Here is a 25,508-nt window from a genome sequence, read left to right as displayed (position 1 = left end):
GATTGGTCAAATGACGGGTAAATGGCGGGCGCAAATTGCACACTCCTATTCCGTAAACCTGTAATATTGCACCATCAAAGCGAATTTGCCATGCAACAACCAACATTAGGAAAAAGACTCACCGCCCTGCGCAAAGCGAAAAACCTCACGCAGGAAGAACTGGTAGAAAAAAGCCGCGTGAGCGTGCGCACCATACAGCGCATCGAGGCGGGCGAAGTGCTGCCGCGGGTATATACTGTAAAAATCCTGCTGGCAGCACTGGGAGAAACTTTCGAATCATTTACAAACCAAATACCACAACAGATGGAAACCCACCAAAACAACGCGCCCCACGTAAACCGATACACCGTGCTCATAGCCGCATTGGCCGGGGCGGTATTCCTCGTATCCGAAACCATCCTCGGGGCGATGGACATCGCTTGGTTTACCGAGGGCCGGAACTGGGGGTTTAATGAAAATACGTTCTACATCGCGCTTACAGTTTTAATGATCGGCTCGTACACGCTATTTGCGCGGGGATTCATCGCCCTGGGTAATCTGTTTGAAAACAAGCTGCTGAAAACCGTGGCCTACATGCTTGTCGTAGCCACGGCCGCCGTGGGTGTTTTGGATGTGGTGTCGTTATCTGCCGCGGATGCAGACCGCTTTTTGCTCCCTTATGCCGTAGCCTCGGTACTCTTTGGCGCGCTGAGCATTGTTTTCGGGATATCGCTTATCCGCCTGCAGGATGGCATGGGCGAACTCTCCCGCGTGGCGGGTATACTGGAAATCATCGTGGGCTGCCTGCTGGTTACCGTGGTGCTCTTCTTTGTGAGCTATGTGATCATGATCCCTGCGGTAGTGATCGAAATATTGATCCTTTACCGGGGGTACGAATACCTATCCAAGGCGGAGGAAGTGCAGGTGGCTGGGGAGGGGTAGTTATGCAACATTCAAACTTAACCCTGGCGCAGGCCATCCGCGAGGCCAACTTATTTGAAAGGACCATCACGCTGCCGCGCAATGCCTACCTCAAAGAGGCAGGGAGCATCGATACCAACCTTTACCTGGTGGAAGCGGGTAGCCTCCGCGTGTTTATTTTGGACGGGCAGGAGCAGCGCATCGTGCGGTTTGGCTATGAAAATGACCTCATTGTGGCACTGGATTGCTTGCTCACCGGTGCGGCTTCCGACTTTGCAATACAGGCCATCAAAAAGACCACGCTTCAGGTACTGCCCAAGCACGTACTGATGCAGTTTGTGCAGGCAGACCTGAGCCACCTGCTGCTCTGGAGCTCCGCACTCGAAGCATTGGTGGTGCAGCAGCTGGAACGTGAAAAAGACCTCCTCATCAGCTCGCCCAGCCTGCGGTACCAGCGGGTATTGAAAAGAAGCCCCCAGCTATTCCAGCAGATACCCCATAAGTATATCGCCAACTACCTGCGCATGACGCCGGAGACACTCTCGCGATTGAAAAAATCTTGATTTGGATCAATGGCTGGATGACGGAAAATGCGGTTCTTTGGCGGTGACAAAAAATTAGGAACGATGAAACTGCGCGCTGAAGCTTTGCTGACCGAACTGGAAGAATTGACGCGGAAACACCTGCATGAAGCCGAGCGGCTGGCGGGCCTGCCCGAAGCCACGCTGAATGCCAAACCCGATGCCGGCGGATGGAGCGCTCTGGAATGCCTGGAGCACCTCAACCGTTATGGCAATTTTTACCTGCCCGAAATCGCCAAGCGCCTGGATACCGCCAAGGCTGCACCCGATAGCGTGTATCGCAGTGGCTGGCTAGGGCATTATTTTGCGGAAAGCATGAAGCCCAAACCCAAACTGAACCGGATGAAAACGTTCAAAAGCATGGACCCGGCAAACAGCACGCTCGATGGGAGCGTCATCTCGCGGTTCATCCGGCAGCAGCAGCAGCTGTTGGTGCTGCTGGATCGTGCAAGGCGGGTGCACCTGGGTAAGGTTAAGACCGCCATCAGCATCACCCCGCTCATCAAACTCCGCCTGGGGGATACGCTACGGGTGGTCATCTACCACAATGAGCGCCACATCCAACAGGCACAGCGAGCGGTGGAGCGGGTGGTTAATTAAGGCTTTGCAAATACGCCTCAACCGTGAGTATTTTTGTTTGTCTATATCTATCCAAGACTAACAGATCATTGTCTCCGGTTATCAAGTGGGTTGCACGGCCATCTCCTGCCAATGCTAGCAAAAAATTATCTTTATCATCTCTGCAATCAGTCGCATCACTAACAACGGTTATCAATTCCGCCCGCAAACTTAATTGGTACAGCAGTGATGATACGTCTTCCGAATGAAAATACTTCTTAAACTTTGGACGCTGAGTTACTTCAACAAGTTCATCTAATAATTCTTGGGAAAACAACAGGACAATCTCCCTCTTTACAAGGATCGTATCCAGCTTTCTCAATCCGCTAGAAAGGAGATAACTTATCCAAAGATTAGTGTCAATGATTATCCGATGCCTTCTTTTTGGCATAACGTTGAGATCTTACCGATTCCACCTCTTCTGTTATCTCCGCTAAGCTAGGCACGTCATCGGCAGCGGCTGATCGAAATTTATCCACTACCTTTTGGAAACCATCGTTGCTAATAGGCTTAATTGCTATTAAACCGAGTGACGCCAAATCTTTTAGCAGCTTACTTGCTTTGGGATTCAAAATATCTACTTGCAGCGTATCCATAATGTCAAAGATAGTGTTTTTCTCATAAAAATTGCCGGTATGGTGCAATTAACTCGAAAACCAAACTCCTTGTTTTCGGGTATTGTCAACCTACAGCAAATCCATTAACTTTGCCGGAAATAACTCGTCTAAGACATGATGACTTCTACCCTTTCGAGCCTTTCAAAACTTGCTGTCCTTGCCCTGCTCCTGTTTACCTCTTGCGCCAAAAATGATCCGGTAGGCCCGGATGATCAACCCGGCGACAATACCCCGTTTACGGAAGGGACGATCGAAATGGGCATGTACAGCCATGGCATAGACTTGGGTTATTTCATCAGGGAAATCGACTTCTCCCGGGATGATGTTTCCGAACAGTTTTTGGAATTGGCCGAAAACAACGGAGAAGCGCAGGAATTCCTGGCGCTCCTGCAGGAATATTCAGCGTCCAATCCGTTTGCCGCATTGGGGTTGATGATGAATGGCGTCATCTGTACCTATTACGTTAAAGACGATGTGGTGTTGGGCAAAGCGCGCGGGTTTGGTTACGACTTTGACAATTACCACGATGTAAAAAACGACGAAGGTAAGCTTTTCCTCCGCACGTTGTCACAAACGGATGAAATCCCTGCGGAAGACCGCGAACTGTCGGTCAATTACGTCCCGTCCGTCGATCTTGGCGTAGGTAGCGGTGGTGCCATAGACGCATCGTTGTACGACCGCGAGGTATCATCGGAAAAAGCAGTGGTGGCCGGCTATTCATGCCAGGTGTCTACCTATACCATCAAATCGCAATATATTCCGGAGCCCGACCCTGAGAATCCGCTCCCGCCTACACCGATCTGCTACAAACTGGCGGTGTATACATCAGACGCATTCAATAAAACCATCAATTTTACCCACCCGTTTTACCTGCCGGAGGATGCCGGCATCCTGAAGCTCGAGATCTTTTACGACAACGGCGAGGAGCCCACCTTGGTGATGCAGCCGGACGACATCACGCCCCGCACGCTCACCGATGCTGAGCTGCAAATCCAGGTAAAAGACCCGGTTTACGACTATAACGATACGGCTGTGGCTTGGAAGATGCTGGCCATCCTGTTTAGTGGCTGGGGCGCGCTGGAGTAATCCGGATAGCATGGCAGAATTTCTCCTTCAATATAAAAGCCCGAAAAGCCAAAGGGGGATTTTCCGAGATGTACCGTATTCGATACCATCTGCGGCAACGTATCCTTCGGCAACGCCCTTGAGCCGGCTTGCGGCTTTATCCTTTCCGCCTACCTCAAATACATACTGGCTATCAATCAAAAAGTCGCCCTTCTCCGGAAATTCCAATTGATGACGATAGGAGAGCTGGTTGGCAAAAAAAGTTTCCCTGACATTGCCAATGTCGGCATTGCCAATGATATAAGCTAGATTGGTGTTTTCCAGAAAGATTTTATCCGGCTTCTGCAATCGACTGATACCTTTGGCAGACCGGAATAGGTTGTGAGTAAGTCCGCTCTCTTGTAGATAATGCAGGTAGGAAAGTAAAGTGGTCCGGTTGATGCCTATTTTTTCACTGATTTTGCTAACATTGGGAATAAACGGAGCGGACTCCGCAATAACCAGCAGCAACTGTTTGACTTTTGATACGTAGGCGATGTCGACCGCGCGAAGCATGGGCAGTTCGATTTCCAGAATCATGTTGATGGTCTCTTCTACACGTTGGGCATACAAATCAGCCTCTTCCCGGTAATAGGGATAGTAGCCATGCTTTAGGTAATCGGAAAAGTATTGCAGGGGTTTGAAATCTGACACGATATCCCCTGATATATCCAGATGGTGTTCCAGAATATCTGATAAATGGAGTGCCGACAGGGAGTGTCCGTACTCAAGTGACACATATTCGCGGAAAGAAAGCCCTTGCATCAGATAAATACCTGCCCGGCGGCTTAAATCGGCACGTGCGTTGAGGATTTCCAGCAGTGACGACCCCGTAAATACGATTTGCAATCCGGTATGGTCGTCATAAATATTCTTCAGCTCCTGCGACCAGTTCGGGTATTTATGTACTTCATCCAGAAAAAGGTGTGTGCCTCCTTGTTTGACAAAATCGTCCGCCAAGTCTACCAACCGGTTATTACTGAACCAAATGTCATCTAAACTCACATACAGAACCTGCGCAAGTCGGTCGCTAAGATGTGTTTTGATGTATTGAAGCATCAAGGTAGTCTTTCCTACACCTCTCGGGCCTTTAATACCAATCAGCCGGGCTTTCCAATTAATGGATTCCACCGTGCTTCGCATAAAATCCAACGATGTACGACCGATTTTCTGCCGATATTTTTCAATTAGCCTATCCATTTTGTTTATTGCGATACACAAATATATGCATATTTTGTTTATCGCAATAAACAAAATGGCTTATTTCGCTAATAGATAAACGGTATCAACATCTTGGTTTTGCTTGCGTAGCGGTCATAATCACTTCCGTATTTAGCTTTGAGGTACTTATCGAGTTTCGGCGCATTGTAAAACGCAAAGAAACAGAAAAGAAATACGGGAACAAGTGCCGCATAGGCGTTCCGCGTCGCGACGGCGTAGGCTATTACCCAAAGGATATCGCCGAAATAATTGATGTGCCTAGAATATTTAAAAAAGCCTCCGGTATAGATCTTTCCTTTATTTTCAGGATTCTTTTTCCATCTATCCCGCAAAATCTCTCCCCCGCTGTTCAATACCGACCCCACAATAAACAAGGCAATCGCAAAGAAATCGAGCGTATCCAAGGGCTTGGCGGTAGGCAGGACAAGGAGCGAGAATCCGATATAATACAAGGCAAATGCAAAGGGCACGCTGACGCTTTCTTCCCAAGGGATTCTCCGTTTTAACAGTACAATCATCATGTAGCCGAGCCTGGCGAACGTGACGATGTTGAACGTAAAAATCAGTATTCTCCGGTCGACCTGCTCTTCCGCATTGGGGGTCGCTAATTTACCCGCAATCCAGGCGCCTCCCTCTTGAAAGAGAATCCAAAACGACAGCCACAATAGCAAAGCCTCAATGAGGTGAATAACGACTTTCTGTGGCACACTGCTGCTTTGTTGTCCGTATAGTTCCATGTCAATTTCCGTTATAGCTGATGGGGCAATGCCTCCTTGTTGTATCGATTGCGGTATGCCAATGGCGACATGCCGGTTACCTTCCGGAATACCTCGCGGAATGCTTTGACATCCGAATAGCCTACCTCGTACATCACCTCATTGACCGTCTTTCGCGTGGTCTCAAACGCCTTTTTCGCCGATTCGACTTTGATTCGTTGCAGGTATTCAAGCGGGGTATTGCCGGTGGCTTTGATAAACCGCCTGTCGAAATTCCGCCGCCCTACGGCAAATCGCTTGGAAAGGTCTTCTACCGATATCTTTTCATGAAAATGATCTTCAAGATATTGCTGGGCGTCTTTTACCACGTCGTCGCTGTGCGATTTTTGCCCGGTGAATATGGCAAACGTGGATTGCGTTTGCCGATCGAGCTCGATCTGAAAGATCTTTGAACAATAAATCGCCGTCTCCCGATCGTAGTATTTTTCAACCAGGTATAACAATAAATTCAAAAACGAATAGCCCCCGCCGTTGGTATAGATACCCCGTTCGTCCGTGATTAATTTTTCTGTTTTCAGCTGGATATCCGGAAACAATGCCCGGAAGTGGTTTGCCGAATTCCAGTGGATGGAGCAACTCCGCTTTTCAAGCAGCCCGGATGATGCCAATATGAAGGCTCCTGTACACATGCTGGCCACCTCGGCGCCGTTTTTATATTGCTGCCGCAGCCAATCGATCAACAACACATTGCCCTGCACGGCTTGCTCAAACGCGGGTGTGATGGATGGGATAAGGATCAGATCTGTGCGCTGCAGGGAGGCGATGTTGACCTGGGGCTTGAACGTCAGTAACCCGTTGATGAATGTCGATTCTTCGGCTACGCCGGCCGTTTCGATCGTAAACAACGGTGCTTTTCCCTGCTCTTGCCAATACGCATTGGCACCGGTGAATACCTGGTAAGCCCCAACGATACATGCGATCGTGCTGTTGGCCGTTTGCACATCGGGCACTAAAATGGTTACGTGTTTCATGGGGTCATCGTTGTTTGTCGTTATGCAAACCTACGTAATTCCAATGTCCAAATCAACCCGTCATAATGTCCATTTCACACCTACCTGCGGGGCAATAGTTGTCAATACCTTTGTTAAAACGATTCATTCATAAAAAATTCAACGTCATGGACAATCAAGATTTTAAAACAACTTTTGCAGTTACGGCAACCCCACAGGAAGTATTCGCTGCCGTAAATAATGTGCGCGAATGGTGGTCTGAAAATATCGAGGGCGATACCGATAAACTGGGCAGTGAATTTGTATACCATTACCAGGATGTGCACCGATCCCGCATGCGGATCGTTAAATGGATTCCCAATAAAACGGTTGAATGGCAGGTACTTGACAATTATTTTAAGTTCACAAAAGATTCCCGTGAATGGACGGGTACCCACATCCGTTTTGAAATTTCCGAACGAGATGGAAAAACGCTGCTGGAATTTACGCATCAAGGGTTGGTACCCACGTATGAATGCTTTCAGATTTGCCACGATGCATGGACGCATTATATACAGGAAAGCTTAAAAGAACTGATCTTAACAGGCAAGGGTAGCCCTACGCCAAAAGAGACCGAAGGGGAGCGTTTGGAACAACCTGTACCCGAAGAAACATCTTTGAAAAGCATCTGCCACCGGCTGCTTATCGAAGCGCCGGTGGAAAAAGTCTATGCCGCCCTCACCACGCAGGAAGGCCTGGCGGGCTGGTGGACGCCGGATACCCTAGCCAAACCGGAGGTAGGCAGCATATTGCGCTTCGGCTTTGAGCCCGACTACTTCAAGGAAATGCAGGTGGTAGCGCTGGAGCCTTACAGCAAGGTGGCATGGCGCTGCCTGAAGGCTTTTGAAGAATGGATAGGCACTACGCTGACCTTTGAGCTGGAGCCGCACGCCAAAGGGGCGGTGCTATACTTCCGCCACGAGGGATGGGCAGCACATACCAAGGAATTTGCTTCGTGCTCGTATGACTGGGCACTCTTTTTCAGAAGCCTGAAATTCTGGTGTGAAACCGGAAAGGGGTTTCCGTATCCTGAGTTTAACAAATAGCCGCATTGCCGGGGCGCTAAAGCTAGATGAATGGAACGATGGATGAATACTGCGGGGCCCAGCCGAGCTCCCTGCGGGCCTTATCGGCGCTGCAGAAACTATTGGAGCCAAAGCCGAAATAGCCACCGGCTGGGCCAAACCGATCCACGGCTTCCTGGATGCTGACCGAACGTGCCGGCTGGAGGCCAAGGCGAGCGCTGATATTTTCGGCCAGATTTTTTAGGGTAGACCACCCGTTTTCGGCATAATAAATCGATCCGGCTTTTGCGCGCTGCAGGGCCAGGATATATAGGTCGGCAAGGTCTTCGATGTGCAGGTTTGACCAGATGTTAGCCCCCGTGCCAAAATAAACCCCGTGCCCTTTTTCTTTGGAATAAGCCACCAGCGCCGGCAATTGAATGCTTTCTTTTTTGCGGCCGAGGCCTTCGCCGTAAACCATGGTGGGCACCATCACGATGCTTCGCACACCACGTTGGGCCGAACGGAGGATGGCGCTGTTGATCAGTACCCGGGAGGCCATCTCCAGACGGGGCTCCAGCGGAAAATCTTCGGTGTACGCAAATGGATTGGCTTCGCCGTTTTCCTTTCCGCCCAATATCGCTGAACCGGAGGTAAACAGGAACGTCTTGCCCGTGCCTTCCAGGAGACGCAGGAACGTATCCACTGCATAGGGGTCGTCCGCCGAATCCGCAGTGTGAATGATGATGTTAGCCCGCGACACAGCGGCTGCTACGATATCGGTTTGATGGATGGTACCGACTAGGCCGTCCATGCCCTGGGAGCGGAGCCATTGCAGGTCGCTCTCCCTGCGCACAAGGCCCCTGACCTGATAGCCCATGGCCTGCAATTTCGTGGCCACCGAGCCGCCGATGTATCCGGTAATGCCGGTGATGAATACTTGAGAGGTGTGATCAGCCATGGAAATACGTGTTGATGTGGTGTATGTATTGTTCTCTATAGTTTTCGATGCGTTCCGGTGTAACGTTCTTTTCCAAATCGTGGAAGTGGAACCCGGGGATACGCGCCATGCCCGTAAATTGGTTCATTTTGTGAAAGCCCAATAGCACGCCCTCATCCACCGGAGTCTGGTCGAAGAATTCACCCGGCAGTGTGAAGGCCGTATCCGGGGCGTTCCAACTGGAGGTAACCATGTATGTCTTCCCATGCATCAACCCCCCGGTACCGTAGTTGATCGCGGGGTTTCGGCGCGAACGCCCATCGCTGGCGTAAATGCCGTTGTTGTGGCCAGCGGTAAAGACTTCGTCGATGTACCGTTTCAGCCTGTTGGGTACCTGAAACCACCAGATTGGGAAATGGTAAATGATGGTATCTGCCCACTTGAAATGTTCGGCTTCGGCAATCGCGTCAAAATCGTCATTGATGTCGGTGATGCGGATGCTATAGCCTTTTTCCGTAAGTAAATCTGCCGTCCACCGGGTGAGCGTCGCATTGAACGCTCCGCTGGAGTGGGCGAAATGCTGCCCGCCGTTGATGATAAATATATGCTTCATTGTTGATTCTTTAGTTAAACCGATGCAAAGGTGGTGAAGTAAAAATTATTATTAAAATAACTTAAGTTGTATATTTGTATCATAATACTGATAGATATGCAATTGAATCTGGAATGGTTCCGTACCTTTAGGGCAATTTACGAAACGGGCACGCTTTCTGCCGCCGCGCAGGAACTGTACATCTCACAGCCGGGGGTGAGCCTGCACCTGAACTCGCTGGAAACCTACACGGGCAGTAAACTATTTGACCGCTCTGCCCGCCGCATGGTACCCACGGAGAAGGGAAAAATGCTTTATAATTTTGTGGTGGAGCCGCTGCGGAAGCTGGAAATCGCCGAGCAGCATTTCCACAAGCGCTCGCAGTCCGAGCGACCGACGATCAGCGTGGGCATGTGTTTTGAGACATTCCAGTACACGCTGGAAGAACACATTGCCAGCTTGCCGTTTAACCTGATCATTAAGTTTGGGGAATATCCGCAAATGCAGCACGACCTGGATACCGGCCTGCTGGACTTGATCATCACCCCGCAGAAGGGGAACCAGAAAAACCTGCAGTACGTGCCGTTTTCTAAGGAACGCATCATTCTGGTGGCCGGCAATCATACGGATACCGCAGCGGTGAAAACACTGCTGGAGGATGGCCGCTTGGCTGAGGTTGCCGAATTCCTGAGGCATCAGCTATGGTACAGCACCGCTGCGGATATGGAGTACCTGAAAAATTTCTGGTTGAAGAATTTCGGCGAACATCCGGATTTCCGCCCGAACTATATCGTGCCCAACATCTGCTCGATCATCCGGTGCCTGAGTGGTGGCACGGGCTTTTCCATCATCCCGGAGTTTCTGTGCCGGGAAGAAATGGAGGCCGGGCATATGAAGTGGATATGGTCTGGAGCAGTGCCCGTGGAAAATACATTGTATTTCGGCACCCGAAAGAAAACCATATATGGGCAGGAGATCGGCACACTGCAGGAACTTTTCCGTGAAAAATGGGAGAAGACCTAGCTGCGCGCTGCCTACTTGACTTGAACAGCATGATGCAACTGGTTATAGCCGGTAGCTTCTTCCCACACACCATCATTGGCCAGCCGGATGCTATACTCGGGCCGCCCTGCCAGGCGCTCGTACGCATCGGGCAGGTGCAACAACAATTCGTACGTGCCGGCCGGGAGCTCCTGCGGGATCAAAACCGCTGCGGTAAATTGCACGGCTCCGGTATGCCACGTCCGCACATCCTGCGGAACGGGAATCGAAACGATGGCCCCATCAGCCTGATTGCGCAGTACCAAGAGCAGCGGCCGGGCATTGAACGGGGCTGCATAGCCGTTGTTCTCAAGCCGTAGGGTGATCCGGCTTTCTGCACCACGGAAAATCTGGTCGGGCAGCGTGGCGTCTTTTAACACCAACCGGTAACCGAGGTTGCGTTTGATGGCGTCCATACAGCCTCCATCCTGCCAGTCGTTGTTGACCGCGTTGTTGTAATGGGCATTGAGGTAACTGTAATGCATGTCTGCAAATTCCTGCTGGGCCATACCTGCCGATTCGCAATCGTTCTGCGGACTGTAGTCGTCGCTGCAGGTTTCGCCGCCAACGACGACATATCGCCCCTCTTCCTTCATGTAGTTGCGTAACGTGGTCACCACCGCCGCATCCGAACTGCGCGGGCGGCTGCTGTTGCCATAGTCTTCATACGTGCCGATATCATTCGGCCCGGAGAGAAAGCAATCGTTGTGCAAGCCGATGCGCGCCTTATCGGTAGCGGTAAAGGCTTCGGCGGCAGCCAACGGCTCCGACCCTATCGGCGCATCGATGCCATACACGTAGCGCTGCTTGATCTGCGGATAGCGCACCTGCACCATGCGGTCTTCGGGAACTGCCTCCAAAAGCGCACGCAGTACATCCAAACGGTCTTGCCAATTGGCATCCGTAAGCCGGTAGTCCTGCCCACCGTTGCCCGAAGGATCGCCGAAATAGTCGGAATAGTATTGCTCACCCCATGTACCGATAAAACCCATTTGTACGCTGGCGATTACGTCGGCATGCTGCTCGAAAAAGGGTTTGAGTTGCTGGATGTGATTCAGCACGACCGCCTTGGGCGCATCGCCATAGGGCGGACAGATGAATCCCTCGGGGCAGTTGCCGGCCGCAGCGGTGACAGTATATACAAACCGCGGGATGATCTTGACGCCCGCGCTCCGCACCGCATCCATATCGGCATCCAGTGCCGTGAGGATGGCATCCGAAATGGGGCCATCCCTGAAATTATCCAGGATGTAGTACCGGAATACCAGCGTACTGACCACCTCATAGTTGGCCGACGATGTTTGCTGCGGGCTACGGTATCCCTGCAGCTCGGTAGCATCCAACCCTGTGAACTGGCTGGTACGGGTTTCGGAATACCGGTAAAATCCGCGCTCGGGATTGGGGAAATCGGCATCGCTTGCCGTGTAAGTAATGTGGACCCCGCTCACCAACGGCAAATCTTTGGTGGCCGGCCTGCAGGTGTATACCAGCAGCGCAGCGAACAGCGTGACGCTGGCTGTGCTGGTTATTGTGAATAGTCTGTGCATCGCATTAAAGTTTAAAAAAGATCCGTCGCTGATACAGCCAATAGCAAAGCAGCCACTCCAAAAACAGGGAGACCAAGGCCACGGCGACCAAAACAAGCCCGGAGGGCGCGGCAAGCAGCTCCAGCCCACCGCCCACGAAGATGCCGACGATGCCGTTGAACCATTGCTTGCCCACCGTTTCGAAAAACAGGTAAATAAAAATCGGATTCATGCCGATAACCACAAATACCCAAGCGTACCGGTTGTACCCGCGTACATCTACCAACCACCGGAAGAAAGCCATAAGCAGCAGGATGTAGCCGCCGGAAACCAGCACAAACGATGAGGTGCTGATGCGCTTGATGATCGGCGTAGCAGCGGTCCAGTCTAGGAGGTAGCCGGCCAGCAGCCCTGCCAAACCGGCCCAGATTAGCTTCCGGATCTGGGCAGCCACAGGTTGGCTGCTGATCAATAGCTTGCCGGCCAGTACGCCCCAGATGGTATGGGCGGCCGTCGGAATGAAATTGATGGCCGCCCACCCACCGCCATTGTGCTTGCCCATGATGAGGTAATCGAAATACGCGCCGAAATTCTCGCCTTTGACGAAGGGCTGCTCGAAACCGGGCACTAGGATGAAGCGGTACAGGCATTCGGTCAGCACCAGCAGCACCAAGCTAAATAGGAGTTGCCAGATGGTGGGCCACCGGATTATCAGGTAGGCAATCAGCGTGGTGGCCGCTAGCTGGGTCAGTACGTTCCACAGCTCCCAAACCAGCTGGCCGGAATACACGCAGTGGAGCGCCACGCCGCAGGCAAACAGCTTGAGCGAGCGCCAGGCAACACTCCGGAAATGGGTAGACCAACGGATGCCCTGCTGGGATCTGCGGCTCCACGATAAGTACAGCGACGTGCCCGCAATCAGCATGAAACCGGGCTGGACCAGGTCCCACGCACGGAGCCCGTGCCATTCGTGGTGGAAGAATTGCTCGACCAGTACATGGCCCGGCCCAGCGGGAAACACGTGGGCAAATGCTTCATACACGCCACAGGCCTCGGCAGCAAGCAGTAGCATAATCAATCCGCGCATCACATCCAGTGACAAAACGCGCACGGTTGGTGGTTTTCCGGTAATTGGCTCCATCGATTTATCGATTAGTTGTCGTTCTTATTCGTCCATGAGCAGCTCATACGCTGATTGCCCCGCACCCGGCGCACGCCCCAGCTCTGCCGACCAGTCGCTCTTCGTAACGGCGATACCGAGCCGCAGCCCCCCGCCGGTAAGGAATTTGAGCTTGCCCCGCTCGATGCGCATTTCGAACCGGGTAGTATTGCCCGTCGTCTCTACGGTACCTAATGTGTAGTAATCTGCGATAGACTGCTGGGCGAAACTAAAGGCCGACTGCTCCCCTACGTGGTAAAACACATCCAAGCCCCCTGCCAATAATGGCCCTTCCAACAGCACGTCGTAGCCCCCTTCGGAAAAGGAACCTGTGAGCAAACCGGTACCGGCACTATTGTCGGTATCGAGGTAAAAATCAAAGATGTCTCCTGCCGCGGGCCGAGTATCGAGATCGATATACAGGTATACGTAATTGCCGTCGTAGTCTAATTTGACTTCGTTGACAATGCCCCCTGTTGCACCCGGATCAATGACATGCTGGCTGACGGCCGCCCAATCGGAAAGTGTATTGTCACCGATCCGGACCGGGGAGGTTTTGGCGATGTTGATCACCGTAGAGCCTTCGAAGGTTTTTCCGCCGGCAACGGTAACATATAGCGTGGCCACGTATTTACCTTTGCCGGGGTACTGGTGTGTAGGGTGCTCATCCGTCGATTCATTCCCGTCTCCGAATTCCCAGCGATAGCTTTCGCCGCCTTCGGTTTTGTTGGCGAAGGATACTTCATTCCCGTCTACCGCCAGTTCGAATAAAATATCGACCTCCGGAACCGGGATGGCCTGAAACTTGGTGCAGCTGCCCGCCGCCAGTCCGACTGCGAGCACTGTGATGATATAACTGAATTTTTTCATGAGCTTACGATTAGGGATTTTGGGTAGCTGAGGAGTTGCTCAATATTTCGTCAATGGGAATGTGATAAATGCTGCGGGGATGTTGCCAGTCCAGCCGGATGTTAGCAAAGCCGGTCGGCTTCCGCGACAGATCGATATCGGACTCGCGCAGCCCTACGAGGTGGTACCCCCAGTAATCGCGCACCAGGTCCTGCTTGTTGCGATAAATGTCAAACATGCGGTGCCCCTCGAAGGCCAGCTCGATGCGCCGTTCGTTCCATACCGCCTCCAGCGCCGTAAGACCGGCCGGGGCCTGCCCTTGGTACAGGTGGCCTAAGAGCCCCCGGTTGGTACGGATGATGTCCAGGTCGTCCAGCGCTTCGCCCGCCCGGTTGCTCTTGGCCTTGGCTTCCGCGCGGTTGAGGTAAAGCTCGGCGAGCCGGAACATAATGGGTGAACTCAGGTTGGGATTACCATCCTGGTAAGAGAACTTGCGGATGTAGTGGATGGGAATGCCATTCAGCCGCCTCACGGCTCCGGATTCGTCGGTCGACGATTCGATATAAGACCAGCGTACGTCTTCGGGCGTATCTTCCATGAGTGCACGGAGGGACGCCGAGGCAAACTCCTCGCCCCAACCCGAATTACCATCTGAATACACCATGGAAGCAATGGAGCCCCGCCCGTAGTCATCCACGCTGGTGAATGCCACGCAGAAGATGGTTTCACTGCCCGATACCGCATTGGGAAACAGCGAGGGGTACGTATCGGCCGTTGTTAACGTAAACCGGCCCGAATTGATCACCTGATCGGCATACTGGATGGTTTGCTCGTGGTTTTCCATATACAGGTATATGCGCGATAACAAGGCCCATGCGGCTTCTTTGGATGCATACTGGGTGCCACGCGCATTATTCATCAGCGAAGCACCACGCTCGGCATCGGCAATGACGGCTTGGTACACCTCGCTCACCGTGGCCCGCTCCTTGGCGGCGGCTTCATCAAGCGAAAGCCGCAGGATGATGCCCAGCGCATTAGGATCGTGGGTATAGGGTTTGGCAAACAGGCGCACCAGATTGAAATGGGCAAAGGCCCGCAGAAAGTAGCACTCACCCAGCAATTGCTCGGTTTCGGCATTGATTTCGCCCTGCTGCTCAACAGCCTCGATGACGGTATTGACCGTATTGATGATCTTATAGGAAATATACCAGAAGAAACGGGTATTGGCCTGAGTGGGCGTATGATCCTGAGTGAAGCTGTACCACAAGGGGTCGGTGGTTACCTGGCCACACACGATGTCGTCGCTGGCAAAGTCCGAAAGCTGGAAGTACTGCCGCAGGTACATGTTATTGGCGCTGACCACCCCGTTGAATTCAACGTGATCTTTGAAGAGAGAATATGCCCCGTTCAGGGCATTCCGGAGTCCATCGCTGGTGGTAACCAACGTACCGGTGGTGAGGGAGTCTGAAGGCTCGACCACGAGGTCGCAGCTGCTGCACAGCAGGCCGCAGAATAAGCCGAGAAAATATAGATGGATTTTCATGTTCGTTATCATTAAAACCTACAATTGATGTTGATCAGAAACTGCCGGTTGTTGGGGTACTTGAAGTCGGCAACCCCGGGCATGGTCCAGCTTTCGGAGACAATGGAGGTCTGGGGATCCTGCCCCAGGAAGTTGGTAAATGTATACACATTGTCTGCGGTAAGGGAGACGGTCAACCCGGCCAGCCCGAGTTTTTCGACGGTGGCGCCGGGCAGGTTGTACGAAAGTGCGATGTTGCGGATACGGAAGTAACTCGCATCCATCAGGAACCGCGATGAGGGCTCAGCCGAATTGGCTGCATTCTGCGGACTGGGCTCGGTTGCGATGTCGCCGGGTTTTGACCAGATGACCGTGCCCTCGGGCCGCCTCACCTGGTTGTAATAGGGCTCGTGCCCATCGTTGAAGACGTACCGCAGGTCGTTGCTGAACACCTTGTTGCCGTAACTGAACGCCGTATTGACCTGCAGGGCGAAATTGCGGTAACGCAGGGCATTGTTGAAACCGCCCTGATAGCGGGGCAATGCCGACCCGACCTCCTGGTGGGTGGCCTCGGCATAATTGGAAGTGAGCTCGCGGCCCACAGCCGCACCGTCGGTATCGTACACCAGTTTTTCCCAAAGCGGTGCGCCGGTTTGCGGATCGACACCGGCCCACTTGGGCATGTAAAATTCGTACAGCTGCCCGTCGTTGCGGTAAATCTGGGAAACGCTGCGTGAGGTGGTGCGGATGATCTCGCTGGGCAATCCCGACAGCGTGTTGTCGTTGAAACTGACAACCACCCCCGTATTCCAGTCCCAGTTGGTGGACTGAACCGGATTGGCATCAATACCGATTTCCAAGCCTTTATTGACCACATTGCCGGCATTCTCCCAGCGGACTTCAAAGCCGATAGACGGCGGTTGGGATACCTGCAAAAGCAGGTCTTTGGTTACATTCCGGTAGGCATCCACCGTGAGGTTGACACGCTTGAACAGCGACAGGTCTAACCCGACATTGTACTGATGCTTGCCTTCCCACGTAAGGCCGGGGTTGGCCAGCTGGTATGGAATGGCAGCCACCGCCGAATTGTATTGACTGGAAAGGGCAAACAGCCCCAGAAACCGCGAACTGCCGATATCCTGCGTGCCGGTAACCCCGTAGCTGGCACGCAGCTTCAGCGAGCTGACCACCGGATGGTTTTCCAGAAACGGTTCGTTGCTCACAAACCATGCACCGGAGACGGCCGGGAAACCGGCGTACTGGTTGCCTTCGGGAAAGGCCGATGAGCCGTCTATGCGGTAGGAAGCCGTAAGGAAGTACCGGCTGTCGTAGTTGTAGTTGACCTGTGAAATGAGCGACTGGAGGGCCGAGCGGTCAAAATAACCGCTCACCACCTGGCTGTTGGAGACCACGTTGAGCACGCGGAGACCCTCGGGAAGACCCCGGCCGGAACCGCCGGAATATTCACTGCGACCGCCTTCTAGCGCAACGCCCGCTAAACCATTGAGGGAATGACGGCCAAAATCGGTATCGAAGCGTAGCAGGTTGTTGGTAATGCCCCCGTAAAATAACGAGTTGGTTTCATCCAGGAAGCCGGTGCCATGGTACTGCCCGGCAACAACCGGTGAAAAATAGTTGGTACCCTTGTTGTATCCGGCCGATAAACGACTGGATGACGAGAACGTGAGCCACGGCATGATCTGATACTCGAGCACAAAATCGTAATTGGCATCAAACCCTTTATACGGGTGATCGGAGTTTTCGATGGTATGCACGGGGTTGACCTTATCGCGCGACCACCACCGGAAGGGCACATTGCCATCGACGTAGCGTGCTGCGCCGGCTTCGTCATAAGGATTGTCCCAAGGCAGATTGAGGAACGTATAGTACATATCCATGTAATCGTAACTCTTACCCATGCTGGCGCTCAGGTTGAGGTTGTTGCGCACTTTGAGCCGCTCCGAAAAGCGGTATTCGGTATTTGCACGCAGGTTGAGCCGCTGGTAATCCGTATTGAGGAAGCTGCCGGTTTCGTTGTAATAGGAAGCTGCCGCATAATAGCTGTTTTTCTCGGTCTTGCCACGTAGCGACACGTAGGCGGTGGTTGTCGGCGCCGGGCGGAACGATTCTTTCGTCCAGTTGAAATTCTGGTCGCGGAGCGTCAGCGGGCGCTCATTGTAAAATTTAAGCAGGTCGATCTTATACGAATTGGCCGTACCGCCCACGATGTAATCGCGGTAGAGCTGCTTTTGATGTTCGTAAAGTTCGGCACCATTCATCAGTTGCATCGTACCGAAATCGGCAGTCTTGATGCCGGTGGTTAAACGGGCTTCGAACGTATTCCGGTCTTGCGTGGCGGTTTTGGTGGTAACAATCAATACGCCGGCGTTGGCTTGCGAACCGTACATGGCTGTGGCACCGGCATCTTTCAATACGGTAATGCTCTCCACATCGTTCGGATCGTAATTGCCGCCGATGATGCCATCTACCACCACCAGGGGTTGCTGTGAGGCATTGATGGAGGACACGCCCCGTAGCCGTATCTCGGGAGCTGCCCCGGGCTGGCCCGAACTGTTGATGATCTGCAGACCGGGAATTTTCCCCTGAAGCATCGTGCCGACGTTGTTGGCGGTCACATCCAGCAGTTTGTCGGCCTTCACGACGCTCACCGCGCTCGTTAGCTCCTCGGGTTTGACCTGGCTGTACCCCACGCTGACCACCACTTCTTCCAACAGGGCCTCTTCGCTTTGCAGCATGATGCGCAGCGGGGATTCGTCTGCGGCAACTTCGCGGGTACCGTAGCCGATGGATTGGATAACCAGCGTGGCGCCCTGCCCACGCAGCGTGAGGGTAAATTCGCCACGGGCATTGGTAGACGTTCCGTTGGTGGTGCCTTTCTCCAGCACGCTCGCCCCATCGATCGGTTCGCCCCGCTCATCCAGCACGGTACCGCTAACGGTGACCTGGGCCGGAGCCGTCCGTGTACCGTCCTGCGGGATAATGATGATCGTTTTCTCCCGGACCACATAGCGGAATGGCTGGCCTGAAAAGACGGCTTTCAGCGCTTCATCTACGGGTGTTTCCCGAAGGTTGAGCGTAATGGGCGCTGCCTCGCGCAGGTACTGCGCGTCGTAGATGAACGTAAATCCGGTTTTGCTCCGGATTTCACGCAGGACTTCTTCCAGCGAAGCATTTTTTACCCGCAGGCTCACTTCCTGCGATAAGGCTTCGGCTGATGCATACAGACTGAACCAAAGCACAAAGAAAAGGGTTAATTTCATGGCAAGGAAAATGCTACATGCATGTTTGCTAAATTTCATACATTTGTGAATTAGGTGGTTAAATTGTTAATGATCGCTATTCAGTTGACAAGGATTGCCTAACGCTTACCGGGGGTGTTGACGCACTTCCGGTTTTTGGCTTCCTGCCGATCGTGTATTATCACTCCAAAGACACCCTCCTTTCTGTTAACTCAAACTTGACGCCGCTGGTCAACCCGATCATTTCGAGCAGTGTGGCCAGCGAAACATCGCGGGGAAGTACCGCGTACAGGCGTTTGTCTGGCAGCGAATCGGCATCGATGGTCACGTCGTACCACCGGGCGACATCCTGCATCACGGTAGCCAACGGCGTGTTGCGGAATGTGAAGTATCCGTCTTTCCAAGCGGCGTATTCGGAGGCTGTCACCGCTTCGACACGGGCTGTTTGGGCCTGTCGGTCTACCACGGACCGCTGATCGGGCTGAAGGACGTAGCTGGCCTGGCCATTTTCCAGATCGACCCGTACACTCCCCCGCAACAACGTGGTCTGGACCGTAGGTTCCTCCGGATGTGCCCTCACATTGAATTCGGTGCCCAATACCGCGATCTGCTGACCCTCGGTATGAACGATAAACGGTTGGTTGCTGTGTGCTACGGCAAAAAAACCTTCGCCCACCAGGAACACCTCGCGGTTGCCAGCGGCAAAAACCGGCGGGAAACGGAGCCGGGAGTCTGCATTGAGCCATACCCGGCTGCCATCCGGCAGCACAACCTGATATTGGCCACCCCGGGGGGTACTGATTTCATGCAATGCCGGCGCAATCCCCTGGTCCGTGCCGGCAGACACAGACGGCGCCACCTGGTAAACCAACTGCCCATCTTCGGTTTTGGCTATGCGCACCCCTCCTTCTTGTACCACTGCACCGATCGCTGCATCATCCAACGCGATGCGCGAACCATCCGGCAGGGTCAGCGTAGCGTGGCTACCGCCTGCGGGCACGTCATTTGAAGTAGATGAATAGGACGATTCTGTAGACGGTGTAGCTGAACGATCCATCAGCAGATAGGCTACACCGAGTCCGATCAAGAGCATCGCGGCAGCGGCGATGTAATACGGTCGCCTGTGGCGGACGTGCTGCTCCTTCCCTCCGATATCGCCCAGATCGATGCCCATTTCATCCATGAGGGGGGCACTAAGCGTTCCTTCGCGAATCAGCTGGAAAAATACCTCGATTTCTTCATCCGTGGCGGTTTTGTCTTTATACCGCTGGATGAGCAACTTATAGAATTCAGTTTTGTCCATCTTGGGGTGTCGCATTCCTTCCTTTTGATAGAAGGACACCTCAAGCGGAATTTAGGGTAGCAAAAATTTCATTATTCCGATCATCAACCCGATGGTTACCCCCAATTGCTTCTCCGCAAAGGATCGCAATACCTTGAGTGTGCTCACCATGTGGTTTTTGATGGCATTGCGGGAGATGCCGAGGGCGCTGGCTGCCTCATCGTAGCTCTTGCCCTGTTCGCGGCATAGGGCAAAGATCTCGCGCGACCGGCGGGGCAGGCGGGCGAGCGCCTGATTGAGCAGCATCCGGTATTCGCGGTCGATCACCGTTTGCTCCGTGGCTTCCTGCTGTACGGGATAATGCCGAAGCAGTTCGCCCATGGCACGCTGCGAGACGGCAATGCGCTTGAGGGAGTTGAGGGCGAGGTTGCGGGCAATGACGTACAGGTAGGGGCGGAATGCTCGTATTCCGGCAAGCTGCCGCCGGTTATCCCAGAGCTTGATAAACAGCTCCTGGCAGAGGTCGTCTGCCAGCGTATCGGCATGTACATATCGCCGGAAAAAGTCGCGCAGCCCAGGCTGGTATACCCGATAGAGTTCGCTGAACGCGTACTCATCGTTCTGACTGATCCGGTGCAGCAAATCCGTTTGATCCATGCGCTTCACTTTTATAATCGCTCCAGCCCTCAGCGCCGACGCGGATATAGCCGCTGCCAAGCACTAACACACAACCTCAATCTTGATTTCGTTTTTACAATTGGCGTATTTAACGTAATGCAACGTTAAGAAAAGAAATTCAATCTGCCAAGGGCAACGCGCACGCAACCGGTTGCCTAACTTTCAAAAATCATCCTTTTCCAGAAAGCCGTTGGCTTGATGGTTACCGTTCATTATTTAACATATGATAAATTTGTTTCGAGCTATTCATTATAATTTTGTGCTGTTTTTTAACATGTGCAAATTATGTCAACACGCATCCGTCTTTTACTCGTATGGTTGATCGTTGGGCTCTTCATGGTATTCGGTCATTCCATCATGGGGGAGTCCATGTCATCCACGCGAGCCATTGTCGTCTTTCTGGTCCTCTTGTTTACCATCATCGGGGCGGCTTTCGGCGTGGTAAAGGAAGCGGACGAACTTGCGCACAGATTGGGGGAGCCTTATGGCACGCTCATTCTCACCTTGTCTATCGTGTCTATCGAAGTCATCCTGATCTCAGCGGTGATGCTGGGGCCGGGAGAAAACCCAACCATCGGTAAAGATTCCATTTTTTCGGTGATGATGATCATCATGAACCTGGTCATCGGCCTGTGCATCCTATTTGGCGGATTGAAATATGGGGAACAGGAATACAATGCACAGGGCACCACGTCTTACCTGGCGATGATCATTATGCTGGGCGGCCTGGGCATGATGCTCCCCAATTACATCGAAGGTGCCGGGGATGGCGTATTCAGCGATGCCCAGGCGATTTCGTTATCCACCCTGATCATCCTTTTATATGGTTTCTTTCTATTTATGCAGATGAAGGGATACCGGCATCTGTATATGCAACCCCAACAAGGTGCTATGGAGATCCCCTTTAAGGCACGAATGGACGAAAACCTCACCCATCGGGAAAATGACCAAGCAGCTGGTGGCAGTAACAGCGTGGCATGGATCAGCTCGATCATCCTGATAGCCATGATATTGCCTATCGTGCTGCTTTCCCACAGCATGGCCGTGGTGGTGGATTTTGGCATAAAAGCCGCCAATTTGCCGCCCTTGCTGGGTGGTGTGCTGATTGCCGTAATCGTGTTTACGCCCGAATCGATGACCGCGGTGAAAGCAGCGTTGAATAATGAATTTCAACGGGCCATCAACCTCTGCCATGGCGCTTTTGTATCCACCGTGGGGCTCACCGTCCCCTCGGTTTTGATCATCGGGCTCATCACGGGAAAAACCGTATTGTTCGGCATGACCGCTACCGAAACCATCCTTTTCGTCATCACACTGCTGCTGAGCGTGATGACATTCTTGGGTAAGCGAACCAGGCCCATTGTGGGGGTGATGCATCTCGTCTTATTCGCTGTATTTATCCTATTGATTTTTAATCCCTAATTAGTAAACATCCATTATTCTTTGGGCATGGCCGGCAGGGTAAAACCATTTTGATACGTATGATTGATCCATTCCCTTGCGGCATCCGCGGCATTCAGTTCGGTAAACTGCCGGTCGAAGCGGGGATCACCGTCGATCACCTCGAATTTATCTACAGAGACTACATTGATCTTTTCATCGGGACCAATATTGGTAAACGCCATGTGCTCACCGTCCCACTGAAGCTCGCGGTACAGCCCCTGTAGCCGCACGGCTAATACGCCCATGACGACGGTTTCGTTGAAAGGACCTGAGAATCCGAAATGGGAGGAGGCTTCTTTTCGGCGCCGTGGCGATTCTTTAGCCGCGCGAATCCAGTCCTGCTCGTGAGCGTTGGTTTCCCAGATGTCGCCGTTTCCGCCTGGTATCCGGGGTATCCACGGTGTTGGTTCTTCAAAATGAGCCATTTCCGTAACCGGCAGGAGCGTAGGATTCATCCCGAAACAGCCCGTCATGATTTTACCTTTGGTGCCCACGAAGATGATACCGCCATTGGGATCGCCCATCATCTGGCCCGGTGCAAGTTCTGCCGGACGCTCCGGCAGCAAGCCACCATCATACCAAGTGACCTTTACCTCGGGCATGTTTACCTTATCTTTTGCGGGGCGGGCCGGAAAAGTGTAGTGTACTTGCTGTGCATGGGGCGGCGAGTAGAGGTTGCTGAGTGTAGAACTGCCGCTTACCTTAATCGGATATTGCAGATCCAGCGCCCAATAAATCGGATCCATAATGTGACAGGCCATATCGCCAAGGGCGCCGGTACCGAAATCCCACCAGCCGCGCCAATTCCACGGGGTGTACACCGAATGGTAGGGGCGTTTGACGGCTGGCCCCACAAACAGGTCCCAATCGAGCGTATCGGGAACGGGCTGGCCCTCTGTAGGTGCAATAAGCCCTTGCGGCCAAATGGGGCGGTCTGTCCAACAATGCACTTCATGCACATCGCCGATTACCCCGGATTGGATCCACTCGGTTATCCGCCGGCACCAATCGAAAGAATTTCCCTGGTTGCCCATCTGCGTAGCTACCCGGTACTTTTTGGCCAGTTTGGTCAATAACCGCGATTCGTAGACCGAGTGGGTGAGCGGCTTTTGTGTGTAGGCGTGTTTGCCTAGCGTGATGGCGTGGGCAGTGACACCGGCATGGGTATGATCCGGTGTAGCTACCATCACTGCATCGATGGATTTGCCAAGCTCATCAAACATTACCCGCCAGTCCTTGAAGCGACGGGCATTGGGGTAATCGCCGAAGGTTTTGGCAGCATATCGCCAGTCGACATCGCAGAGGGCGACAATGTTTTCGGTAGCCATGTTGGCTAAGTTGCGGCGGCCCATCCCGCCGACGCCTATGCCCGCAATCTGGAGTTTGTCACTGGGCGCCACATGGCCGGTTACATTGCCCAAAACATGACTGGAAACAATCGAAAAACCGGCGGCGGCTGCCGTGTTGCGTAAAAATTTTCTTCTGGATAGGATATTGCTCATGGCATATATGGCTATTTCAACACAATAATGGGGAAAAAAATCCAATGTATCAAATCCGCTGGAATGCTGATCTCCAGCCGCGATTTAGCGTTCAGTGCCGTGTTTCTGCATCAAACGGTCTACATCCACCTGCGACAGGCCTAACTGGCTTAATAGCTTGTTACATTCGTCGGCGCGGACGCGGTTGCCCATGAAGACCGCTAGGTCCATGCGGACTGCCAACGCTTCAGCAAGGGTGGTATTTTCTTCATTTTCTGCCTTTCGCAGGGCAACATCCAGGGTTTTGGCTGCCGCTTGTTCGTCTTCTTTGTAGTCTCGGAACCGGATGGCCATTGCGATGGCTTTTTGCAGCGGGCTCTGGTTTTTGTCGTCGGCCTTTTCCCAGGTATTCTGGTCTTCTTCCCCCGAATCGGAATCGATGAAAATCATGGAGTTGCCGGAAACATCGGTCAGCGTAAACCGGGTGGTACCGGGTTTCATCCGGGAAATGCGCGGTATGCCCGTGTGCGGAATCCGGCCCAGCTTTTCCTTAAACGTAGCTGTAAACTCTTGATACACGGCCTCGATACTGGGTACAACTACTAGGCAACCGTTATATTCATTGCCGCTGGCCTCCATCCCTTTCACACGTCCGAAATGCAATTCGGACCCACCCCGTGCCACCACACCGTATTGATAAGGACGGGTTTGCTTGTAGGTGATCTCAAATCCCAGCATCTCCCAAAAGGATAGCGTTTCTTCGATAGCTACACAAGGTAGGCTAGGCACGGTGGTCCATGTTTTACTGTGCGTTTTGTCTGTCATTTCCGTTGTTTTTTGCTTGCCGCAAACCTAGGCACTTTGCCCTGCAACGCCATGTTTATATACTTTTTTGTATATAAAGGAGTCGACGTATTCAACTATCGATGCCAGCTTCTTTCATGAGGGCGATACCGTATTCGGCCAGTTGGTCGATAACCGGCAATGCCTGTTGCGCCAATGCAGTGAGCCGGTACTCGACCCGCGGCGGCTTTTCGTTAAAGGTGTGCCGGGTGAGCATCTTTTTATCTTCCAGTTCGCGCAATTGGGTGATCAGCATTTTGTGGGAAATGCGGGGAATGGCTAGCTTCAGATCGCCATAGCGCATCGCTCCATTGCGGAGACAGCGGAGAATGGGGATTTTCCAGGTGCCGCCGATATGGGCCATGGCAAACTCAATGGGGTTGTAGTATAATCGATTATTGTGGATAAACTCGTTCATTATCAATAGCGGATAATCACATTCACCATCCCTGGATTGAAAAACGAGGGTTCAAATGATTCAATGAGGCCCTTTTGCTCATAGACACGCAGTTCGTGGTATACGCGCTCGCGCAATGCGCCGGTACCATGGCCGTGGATAAAGCGGATTTCTTGCCGACCATCCGCGATGGCTTTATCCAGCGCGGCGTGCATGCGTTCGATACTCAGCCGTACCATGTCTTCGCCGCTCAATCCGGACGTGTTGCGCATGAATGCGCGAAGATGCAGATCTACTTCCTGTACGACTGCCATGGTACGAAGATAGGCATATAAAACACCATAAAAAAACGCGCCTCTGTTTTTGAGGCGCGTCTCTAAAAAAGATTGCTGCGTATCAGAGCAGGCTACTTACCCCGGCAAACCGGTATTGCAGGCCGATCTCGTGGGTGGTGTTGCCGATGCGCCGGTTCAGCGGCTCATTGCCCGGGTTGAACTGGTAGCTGTAGCCCAATCCGAAGCCCCCGAAGTGGAACTGCGCCATCCCCGCAAACTCCCCGTAGCTCCGCACGTTCGCACCGATGCCGAACGTCCGCTTGATGAACACCAGCGCCGAGGCCTCCGCCTGCGGCCGCAGGCTCTCCGCGTACGTCACCAGCACGCTCGGCCGGAACTGGAAGTCCGCG

General features: G+C 52.9%; 26 protein-coding genes. 7 read left to right on the top strand and 19 right to left on the bottom strand.

What is annotated here, in order from left to right; all coding sequences use genetic code 11:
- The first annotated feature begins 90 nt into the window (after nucleotides 1-90).
- The 3 genes from IEV98_RS20205 (at nucleotide 91) to IEV98_RS20195 (ending at nucleotide 2,081) form a co-directional block, all read left to right on the top strand.
- A complete protein-coding gene (locus tag IEV98_RS20205) occupies nucleotides 91-921 on the top strand; it encodes a helix-turn-helix transcriptional regulator (protein ID WP_188507845.1) in 831 nt (276 codons plus the stop codon).
- Between the two features lie 2 nt (nucleotides 922-923).
- On the top strand, nucleotides 924-1,463 hold the full coding sequence (locus tag IEV98_RS20200; RefSeq protein WP_188507844.1) for a Crp/Fnr family transcriptional regulator: 540 nt from the start codon (nucleotides 924-926) through the stop codon (nucleotides 1,461-1,463).
- Nucleotides 1,464-1,526: 63 nt separating this feature from the next.
- The gene (locus IEV98_RS20195; protein ID WP_188507843.1) at nucleotides 1,527-2,081 is read left to right on the top strand and encodes a DinB family protein; all 555 of its coding nucleotides are present in this window, start codon (nucleotides 1,527-1,529) and stop codon (nucleotides 2,079-2,081) included.
- Here the strand turns inward: IEV98_RS20195 and IEV98_RS20190 are convergent.
- Both IEV98_RS20190 and IEV98_RS20185 read right to left on the bottom strand, forming a co-directional pair.
- On the bottom strand, nucleotides 2,074-2,421 hold the full coding sequence (locus IEV98_RS20190; protein WP_229738877.1) for a putative toxin-antitoxin system toxin component, PIN family: 348 nt from the start codon (nucleotides 2,419-2,421) through the stop codon (nucleotides 2,074-2,076). The genes IEV98_RS20195 and IEV98_RS20190 overlap by 8 nt on opposite strands.
- Nucleotides 2,422-2,458: 37 nt before the next feature.
- Nucleotides 2,459-2,695: a hypothetical protein gene (locus IEV98_RS20185; RefSeq protein WP_188507841.1), complete on the bottom strand. Its 237-nt coding sequence runs from the start codon at nucleotides 2,693-2,695 to the stop codon at nucleotides 2,459-2,461.
- A 135-nt stretch (nucleotides 2,696-2,830) separates the two neighbouring features.
- Here IEV98_RS20185 and IEV98_RS20180 point away from each other — a divergent pair, with 135 nt between their 5' ends.
- Nucleotides 2,831-3,802: a hypothetical protein gene (locus tag IEV98_RS20180; RefSeq protein WP_188507840.1), complete on the top strand. Its 972-nt coding sequence runs from the start codon at nucleotides 2,831-2,833 to the stop codon at nucleotides 3,800-3,802.
- A 27-nt stretch (nucleotides 3,803-3,829) separates the two neighbouring features.
- On the opposite strand, the gene IEV98_RS20175 is transcribed toward IEV98_RS20180, so the two are convergent.
- The 3 genes from IEV98_RS20175 to IEV98_RS20165 all read right to left on the bottom strand — a co-directional run bounded on the left by IEV98_RS20175 (nucleotide 3,830) and on the right by IEV98_RS20165 (nucleotide 6,788).
- On the bottom strand, nucleotides 3,830-5,020 hold the full coding sequence (locus tag IEV98_RS20175) for an ATP-binding protein (protein ID WP_188507839.1): 1,191 nt from the start codon (nucleotides 5,018-5,020) through the stop codon (nucleotides 3,830-3,832).
- Nucleotides 5,021-5,088: 68 nt separating this feature from the next.
- Nucleotides 5,089-5,778, bottom strand: a complete 690-nt coding sequence (locus IEV98_RS20170) for a DUF1295 domain-containing protein (protein ID WP_188507838.1) — start codon at nucleotides 5,776-5,778, stop codon at nucleotides 5,089-5,091.
- Nucleotides 5,779-5,789: 11 nt separating this feature from the next.
- Complete coding sequence (locus IEV98_RS20165; RefSeq protein WP_188507837.1) at nucleotides 5,790-6,788, bottom strand: GlxA family transcriptional regulator; 999 nt, start codon at nucleotides 6,786-6,788, stop codon at nucleotides 5,790-5,792.
- A gap of 146 nt (nucleotides 6,789-6,934) precedes the next feature.
- Between IEV98_RS20165 and IEV98_RS20160 the strand changes: the two genes are divergently transcribed.
- Nucleotides 6,935-7,852, top strand: coding sequence for an SRPBCC family protein (locus tag IEV98_RS20160; protein ID WP_188507836.1), 918 nt, complete (start codon nucleotides 6,935-6,937; stop codon nucleotides 7,850-7,852).
- Nucleotides 7,853-7,874: 22 nt separating this feature from the next.
- Here IEV98_RS20160 and IEV98_RS20155 read toward each other — a convergent pair whose 3' ends face one another.
- Complete coding sequence (locus IEV98_RS20155; RefSeq protein WP_188507835.1) at nucleotides 7,875-8,771, bottom strand: NAD-dependent epimerase/dehydratase family protein; 897 nt, start codon at nucleotides 8,769-8,771, stop codon at nucleotides 7,875-7,877.
- Entirely contained in the window at nucleotides 8,764-9,363 is a 600-nt protein-coding gene (locus tag IEV98_RS20150; RefSeq protein WP_188507834.1) for an NAD(P)H-dependent oxidoreductase, read from the bottom strand. Before IEV98_RS20150 ends, IEV98_RS20155 begins: the two co-directional genes overlap by 8 nt.
- 96 nt (nucleotides 9,364-9,459) lie before the next feature.
- Here IEV98_RS20150 and IEV98_RS20145 point away from each other — a divergent pair, with 96 nt between their 5' ends.
- Nucleotides 9,460-10,365, top strand: coding sequence for a LysR family transcriptional regulator (locus IEV98_RS20145; protein ID WP_188507833.1), 906 nt, complete (start codon nucleotides 9,460-9,462; stop codon nucleotides 10,363-10,365).
- 11 nt (nucleotides 10,366-10,376) lie between these two features.
- Here the strand turns inward: IEV98_RS20145 and IEV98_RS20140 are convergent, their stop codons facing one another.
- From IEV98_RS20140 to IEV98_RS20110, 7 genes are all read right to left on the bottom strand, one after another.
- Nucleotides 10,377-11,930, bottom strand: a complete 1,554-nt coding sequence (locus IEV98_RS20140; protein ID WP_188507832.1) for a DUF4832 domain-containing protein — start codon at nucleotides 11,928-11,930, stop codon at nucleotides 10,377-10,379.
- A gap of 4 nt (nucleotides 11,931-11,934) precedes the next feature.
- Nucleotides 11,935-13,050 (bottom strand): acyltransferase family protein, encoded by a 1,116-nt coding sequence (locus tag IEV98_RS20135; protein WP_188507831.1) that lies wholly within the window; start codon nucleotides 13,048-13,050, stop codon nucleotides 11,935-11,937.
- A gap of 24 nt (nucleotides 13,051-13,074) precedes the next feature.
- Nucleotides 13,075-13,938 (bottom strand): PKD domain-containing protein, encoded by an 864-nt coding sequence (locus IEV98_RS20130; protein ID WP_188507830.1) that lies wholly within the window; start codon nucleotides 13,936-13,938, stop codon nucleotides 13,075-13,077.
- 10 nt (nucleotides 13,939-13,948) lie between these two features.
- A complete protein-coding gene (locus IEV98_RS20125; protein WP_188507829.1) occupies nucleotides 13,949-15,460 on the bottom strand; it encodes a RagB/SusD family nutrient uptake outer membrane protein in 1,512 nt (503 codons plus the stop codon).
- An 11-nt stretch (nucleotides 15,461-15,471) separates the two neighbouring features.
- On the bottom strand, nucleotides 15,472-18,759 hold the full coding sequence (locus IEV98_RS20120; protein WP_229738876.1) for a SusC/RagA family TonB-linked outer membrane protein: 3,288 nt from the start codon (nucleotides 18,757-18,759) through the stop codon (nucleotides 15,472-15,474).
- A gap of 121 nt (nucleotides 18,760-18,880) precedes the next feature.
- Nucleotides 18,881-20,002 carry a FecR family protein gene (locus tag IEV98_RS20115; protein WP_188507828.1) on the bottom strand — a complete coding sequence of 374 codons (1,122 nt, stop codon included), beginning with the start codon at nucleotides 20,000-20,002 and terminating at the stop codon, nucleotides 18,881-18,883.
- A gap of 51 nt (nucleotides 20,003-20,053) precedes the next feature.
- Nucleotides 20,054-20,638 (bottom strand): RNA polymerase sigma factor, encoded by a 585-nt coding sequence (locus IEV98_RS20110; RefSeq protein WP_188507827.1) that lies wholly within the window; start codon nucleotides 20,636-20,638, stop codon nucleotides 20,054-20,056.
- A gap of 306 nt (nucleotides 20,639-20,944) precedes the next feature.
- Between IEV98_RS20110 and IEV98_RS20105 the strand changes: the two genes are divergently transcribed.
- Entirely contained in the window at nucleotides 20,945-22,081 is a 1,137-nt protein-coding gene (locus IEV98_RS20105) for a calcium:cation antiporter (RefSeq protein ID WP_188507826.1), read from the top strand.
- A 14-nt stretch (nucleotides 22,082-22,095) separates the two neighbouring features.
- Here IEV98_RS20105 and IEV98_RS20100 read toward each other — a convergent pair whose 3' ends face one another.
- From IEV98_RS20100 to IEV98_RS20080, 5 genes are all read right to left on the bottom strand, one after another.
- Nucleotides 22,096-23,604 carry a glycoside 3-dehydrogenase gene (locus tag IEV98_RS20100; RefSeq protein WP_188507825.1) on the bottom strand — a complete coding sequence of 503 codons (1,509 nt, stop codon included), beginning with the start codon at nucleotides 23,602-23,604 and terminating at the stop codon, nucleotides 22,096-22,098.
- Between the two features lie 84 nt (nucleotides 23,605-23,688).
- Nucleotides 23,689-24,408 (bottom strand): DUF8817 family protein, encoded by a 720-nt coding sequence (locus tag IEV98_RS20095; protein WP_188507824.1) that lies wholly within the window; start codon nucleotides 24,406-24,408, stop codon nucleotides 23,689-23,691.
- A 91-nt stretch (nucleotides 24,409-24,499) separates the two neighbouring features.
- The gene (locus IEV98_RS20090) at nucleotides 24,500-24,844 is read right to left on the bottom strand and encodes a winged helix-turn-helix transcriptional regulator (RefSeq protein WP_188507823.1); all 345 of its coding nucleotides are present in this window, start codon (nucleotides 24,842-24,844) and stop codon (nucleotides 24,500-24,502) included.
- A 2-nt stretch (nucleotides 24,845-24,846) separates the two neighbouring features.
- A complete protein-coding gene (locus IEV98_RS20085; RefSeq protein WP_188507822.1) occupies nucleotides 24,847-25,137 on the bottom strand; it encodes a Smr/MutS family protein in 291 nt (96 codons plus the stop codon).
- Nucleotides 25,138-25,219: 82 nt separating this feature from the next.
- Nucleotides 25,220-25,508: type IX secretion system membrane protein PorP/SprF (locus IEV98_RS20080; protein ID WP_188507821.1), on the bottom strand; the 289-nt coding region annotated here is incomplete at its 5' end.

The organism is Parapedobacter pyrenivorans (assembly GCF_014636865.1).
Classification (GTDB): Bacteria; Bacteroidota; Bacteroidia; order Sphingobacteriales; family Sphingobacteriaceae; genus Parapedobacter; species Parapedobacter pyrenivorans.
The sequence above is the reverse complement of the archived record's forward strand: the minus strand, read 5'-3'. Positions and strand labels throughout refer to the sequence as shown.

Coding starts and splice junctions, on each gene's coding strand:
- IEV98_RS20165 (WP_188507837.1), bottom strand. CDS start 6,788: ATGAAACACGTAACCATTTTAGTGCCCGATGTGCAAACGGCCAACAGC.
- IEV98_RS20145 (WP_188507833.1), top strand. CDS start 9,460: ATGCAATTGAATCTGGAATGGTTCCGTACCTTTAGGGCAATTTACGAA.
- IEV98_RS20135 (WP_188507831.1), bottom strand. CDS start 13,050: ATGGAGCCAATTACCGGAAAACCACCAACCGTGCGCGTTTTGTCACTG.
- IEV98_RS20105 (WP_188507826.1), top strand. CDS start 20,945: ATGTCAACACGCATCCGTCTTTTACTCGTATGGTTGATCGTTGGGCTC.
- IEV98_RS20140 (WP_188507832.1), bottom strand. CDS start 11,930: ATGCACAGACTATTCACAATAACCAGCACAGCCAGCGTCACGCTGTTC.
- IEV98_RS20170 (WP_188507838.1), bottom strand. CDS start 5,778: ATGGAACTATACGGACAACAAAGCAGCAGTGTGCCACAGAAAGTCGTT.
- IEV98_RS20150 (WP_188507834.1), bottom strand. CDS start 9,363: ATGAAGCATATATTTATCATCAACGGCGGGCAGCATTTCGCCCACTCC.
- IEV98_RS20205 (WP_188507845.1), top strand. CDS start 91: ATGCAACAACCAACATTAGGAAAAAGACTCACCGCCCTGCGCAAAGCG.
- IEV98_RS20125 (WP_188507829.1), bottom strand. CDS start 15,460: ATGAAAATCCATCTATATTTTCTCGGCTTATTCTGCGGCCTGCTGTGC.
- IEV98_RS20090 (WP_188507823.1), bottom strand. CDS start 24,844: ATGAACGAGTTTATCCACAATAATCGATTATACTACAACCCCATTGAG.
- IEV98_RS20095 (WP_188507824.1), bottom strand. CDS start 24,408: ATGACAGACAAAACGCACAGTAAAACATGGACCACCGTGCCTAGCCTA.
- IEV98_RS20155 (WP_188507835.1), bottom strand. CDS start 8,771: ATGGCTGATCACACCTCTCAAGTATTCATCACCGGCATTACCGGATAC.
- IEV98_RS20185 (WP_188507841.1), bottom strand. CDS start 2,695: ATGGATACGCTGCAAGTAGATATTTTGAATCCCAAAGCAAGTAAGCTG.
- IEV98_RS20085 (WP_188507822.1), bottom strand. CDS start 25,137: ATGGCAGTCGTACAGGAAGTAGATCTGCATCTTCGCGCATTCATGCGC.
- IEV98_RS20160 (WP_188507836.1), top strand. CDS start 6,935: ATGGACAATCAAGATTTTAAAACAACTTTTGCAGTTACGGCAACCCCA.
- IEV98_RS20175 (WP_188507839.1), bottom strand. CDS start 5,020: ATGGATAGGCTAATTGAAAAATATCGGCAGAAAATCGGTCGTACATCG.
- IEV98_RS20110 (WP_188507827.1), bottom strand. CDS start 20,638: ATGGATCAAACGGATTTGCTGCACCGGATCAGTCAGAACGATGAGTAC.
- IEV98_RS20180 (WP_188507840.1), top strand. CDS start 2,831: ATGATGACTTCTACCCTTTCGAGCCTTTCAAAACTTGCTGTCCTTGCC.
- IEV98_RS20130 (WP_188507830.1), bottom strand. CDS start 13,938: ATGAAAAAATTCAGTTATATCATCACAGTGCTCGCAGTCGGACTGGCG.
- IEV98_RS20115 (WP_188507828.1), bottom strand. CDS start 20,002: ATGGACAAAACTGAATTCTATAAGTTGCTCATCCAGCGGTATAAAGAC.
- IEV98_RS20200 (WP_188507844.1), top strand. CDS start 924: ATGCAACATTCAAACTTAACCCTGGCGCAGGCCATCCGCGAGGCCAAC.
- IEV98_RS20100 (WP_188507825.1), bottom strand. CDS start 23,604: ATGAGCAATATCCTATCCAGAAGAAAATTTTTACGCAACACGGCAGCC.
- IEV98_RS20120 (WP_229738876.1), bottom strand. CDS start 18,759: ATGAAATTTAGCAAACATGCATGTAGCATTTTCCTTGCCATGAAATTA.
- IEV98_RS20195 (WP_188507843.1), top strand. CDS start 1,527: ATGAAACTGCGCGCTGAAGCTTTGCTGACCGAACTGGAAGAATTGACG.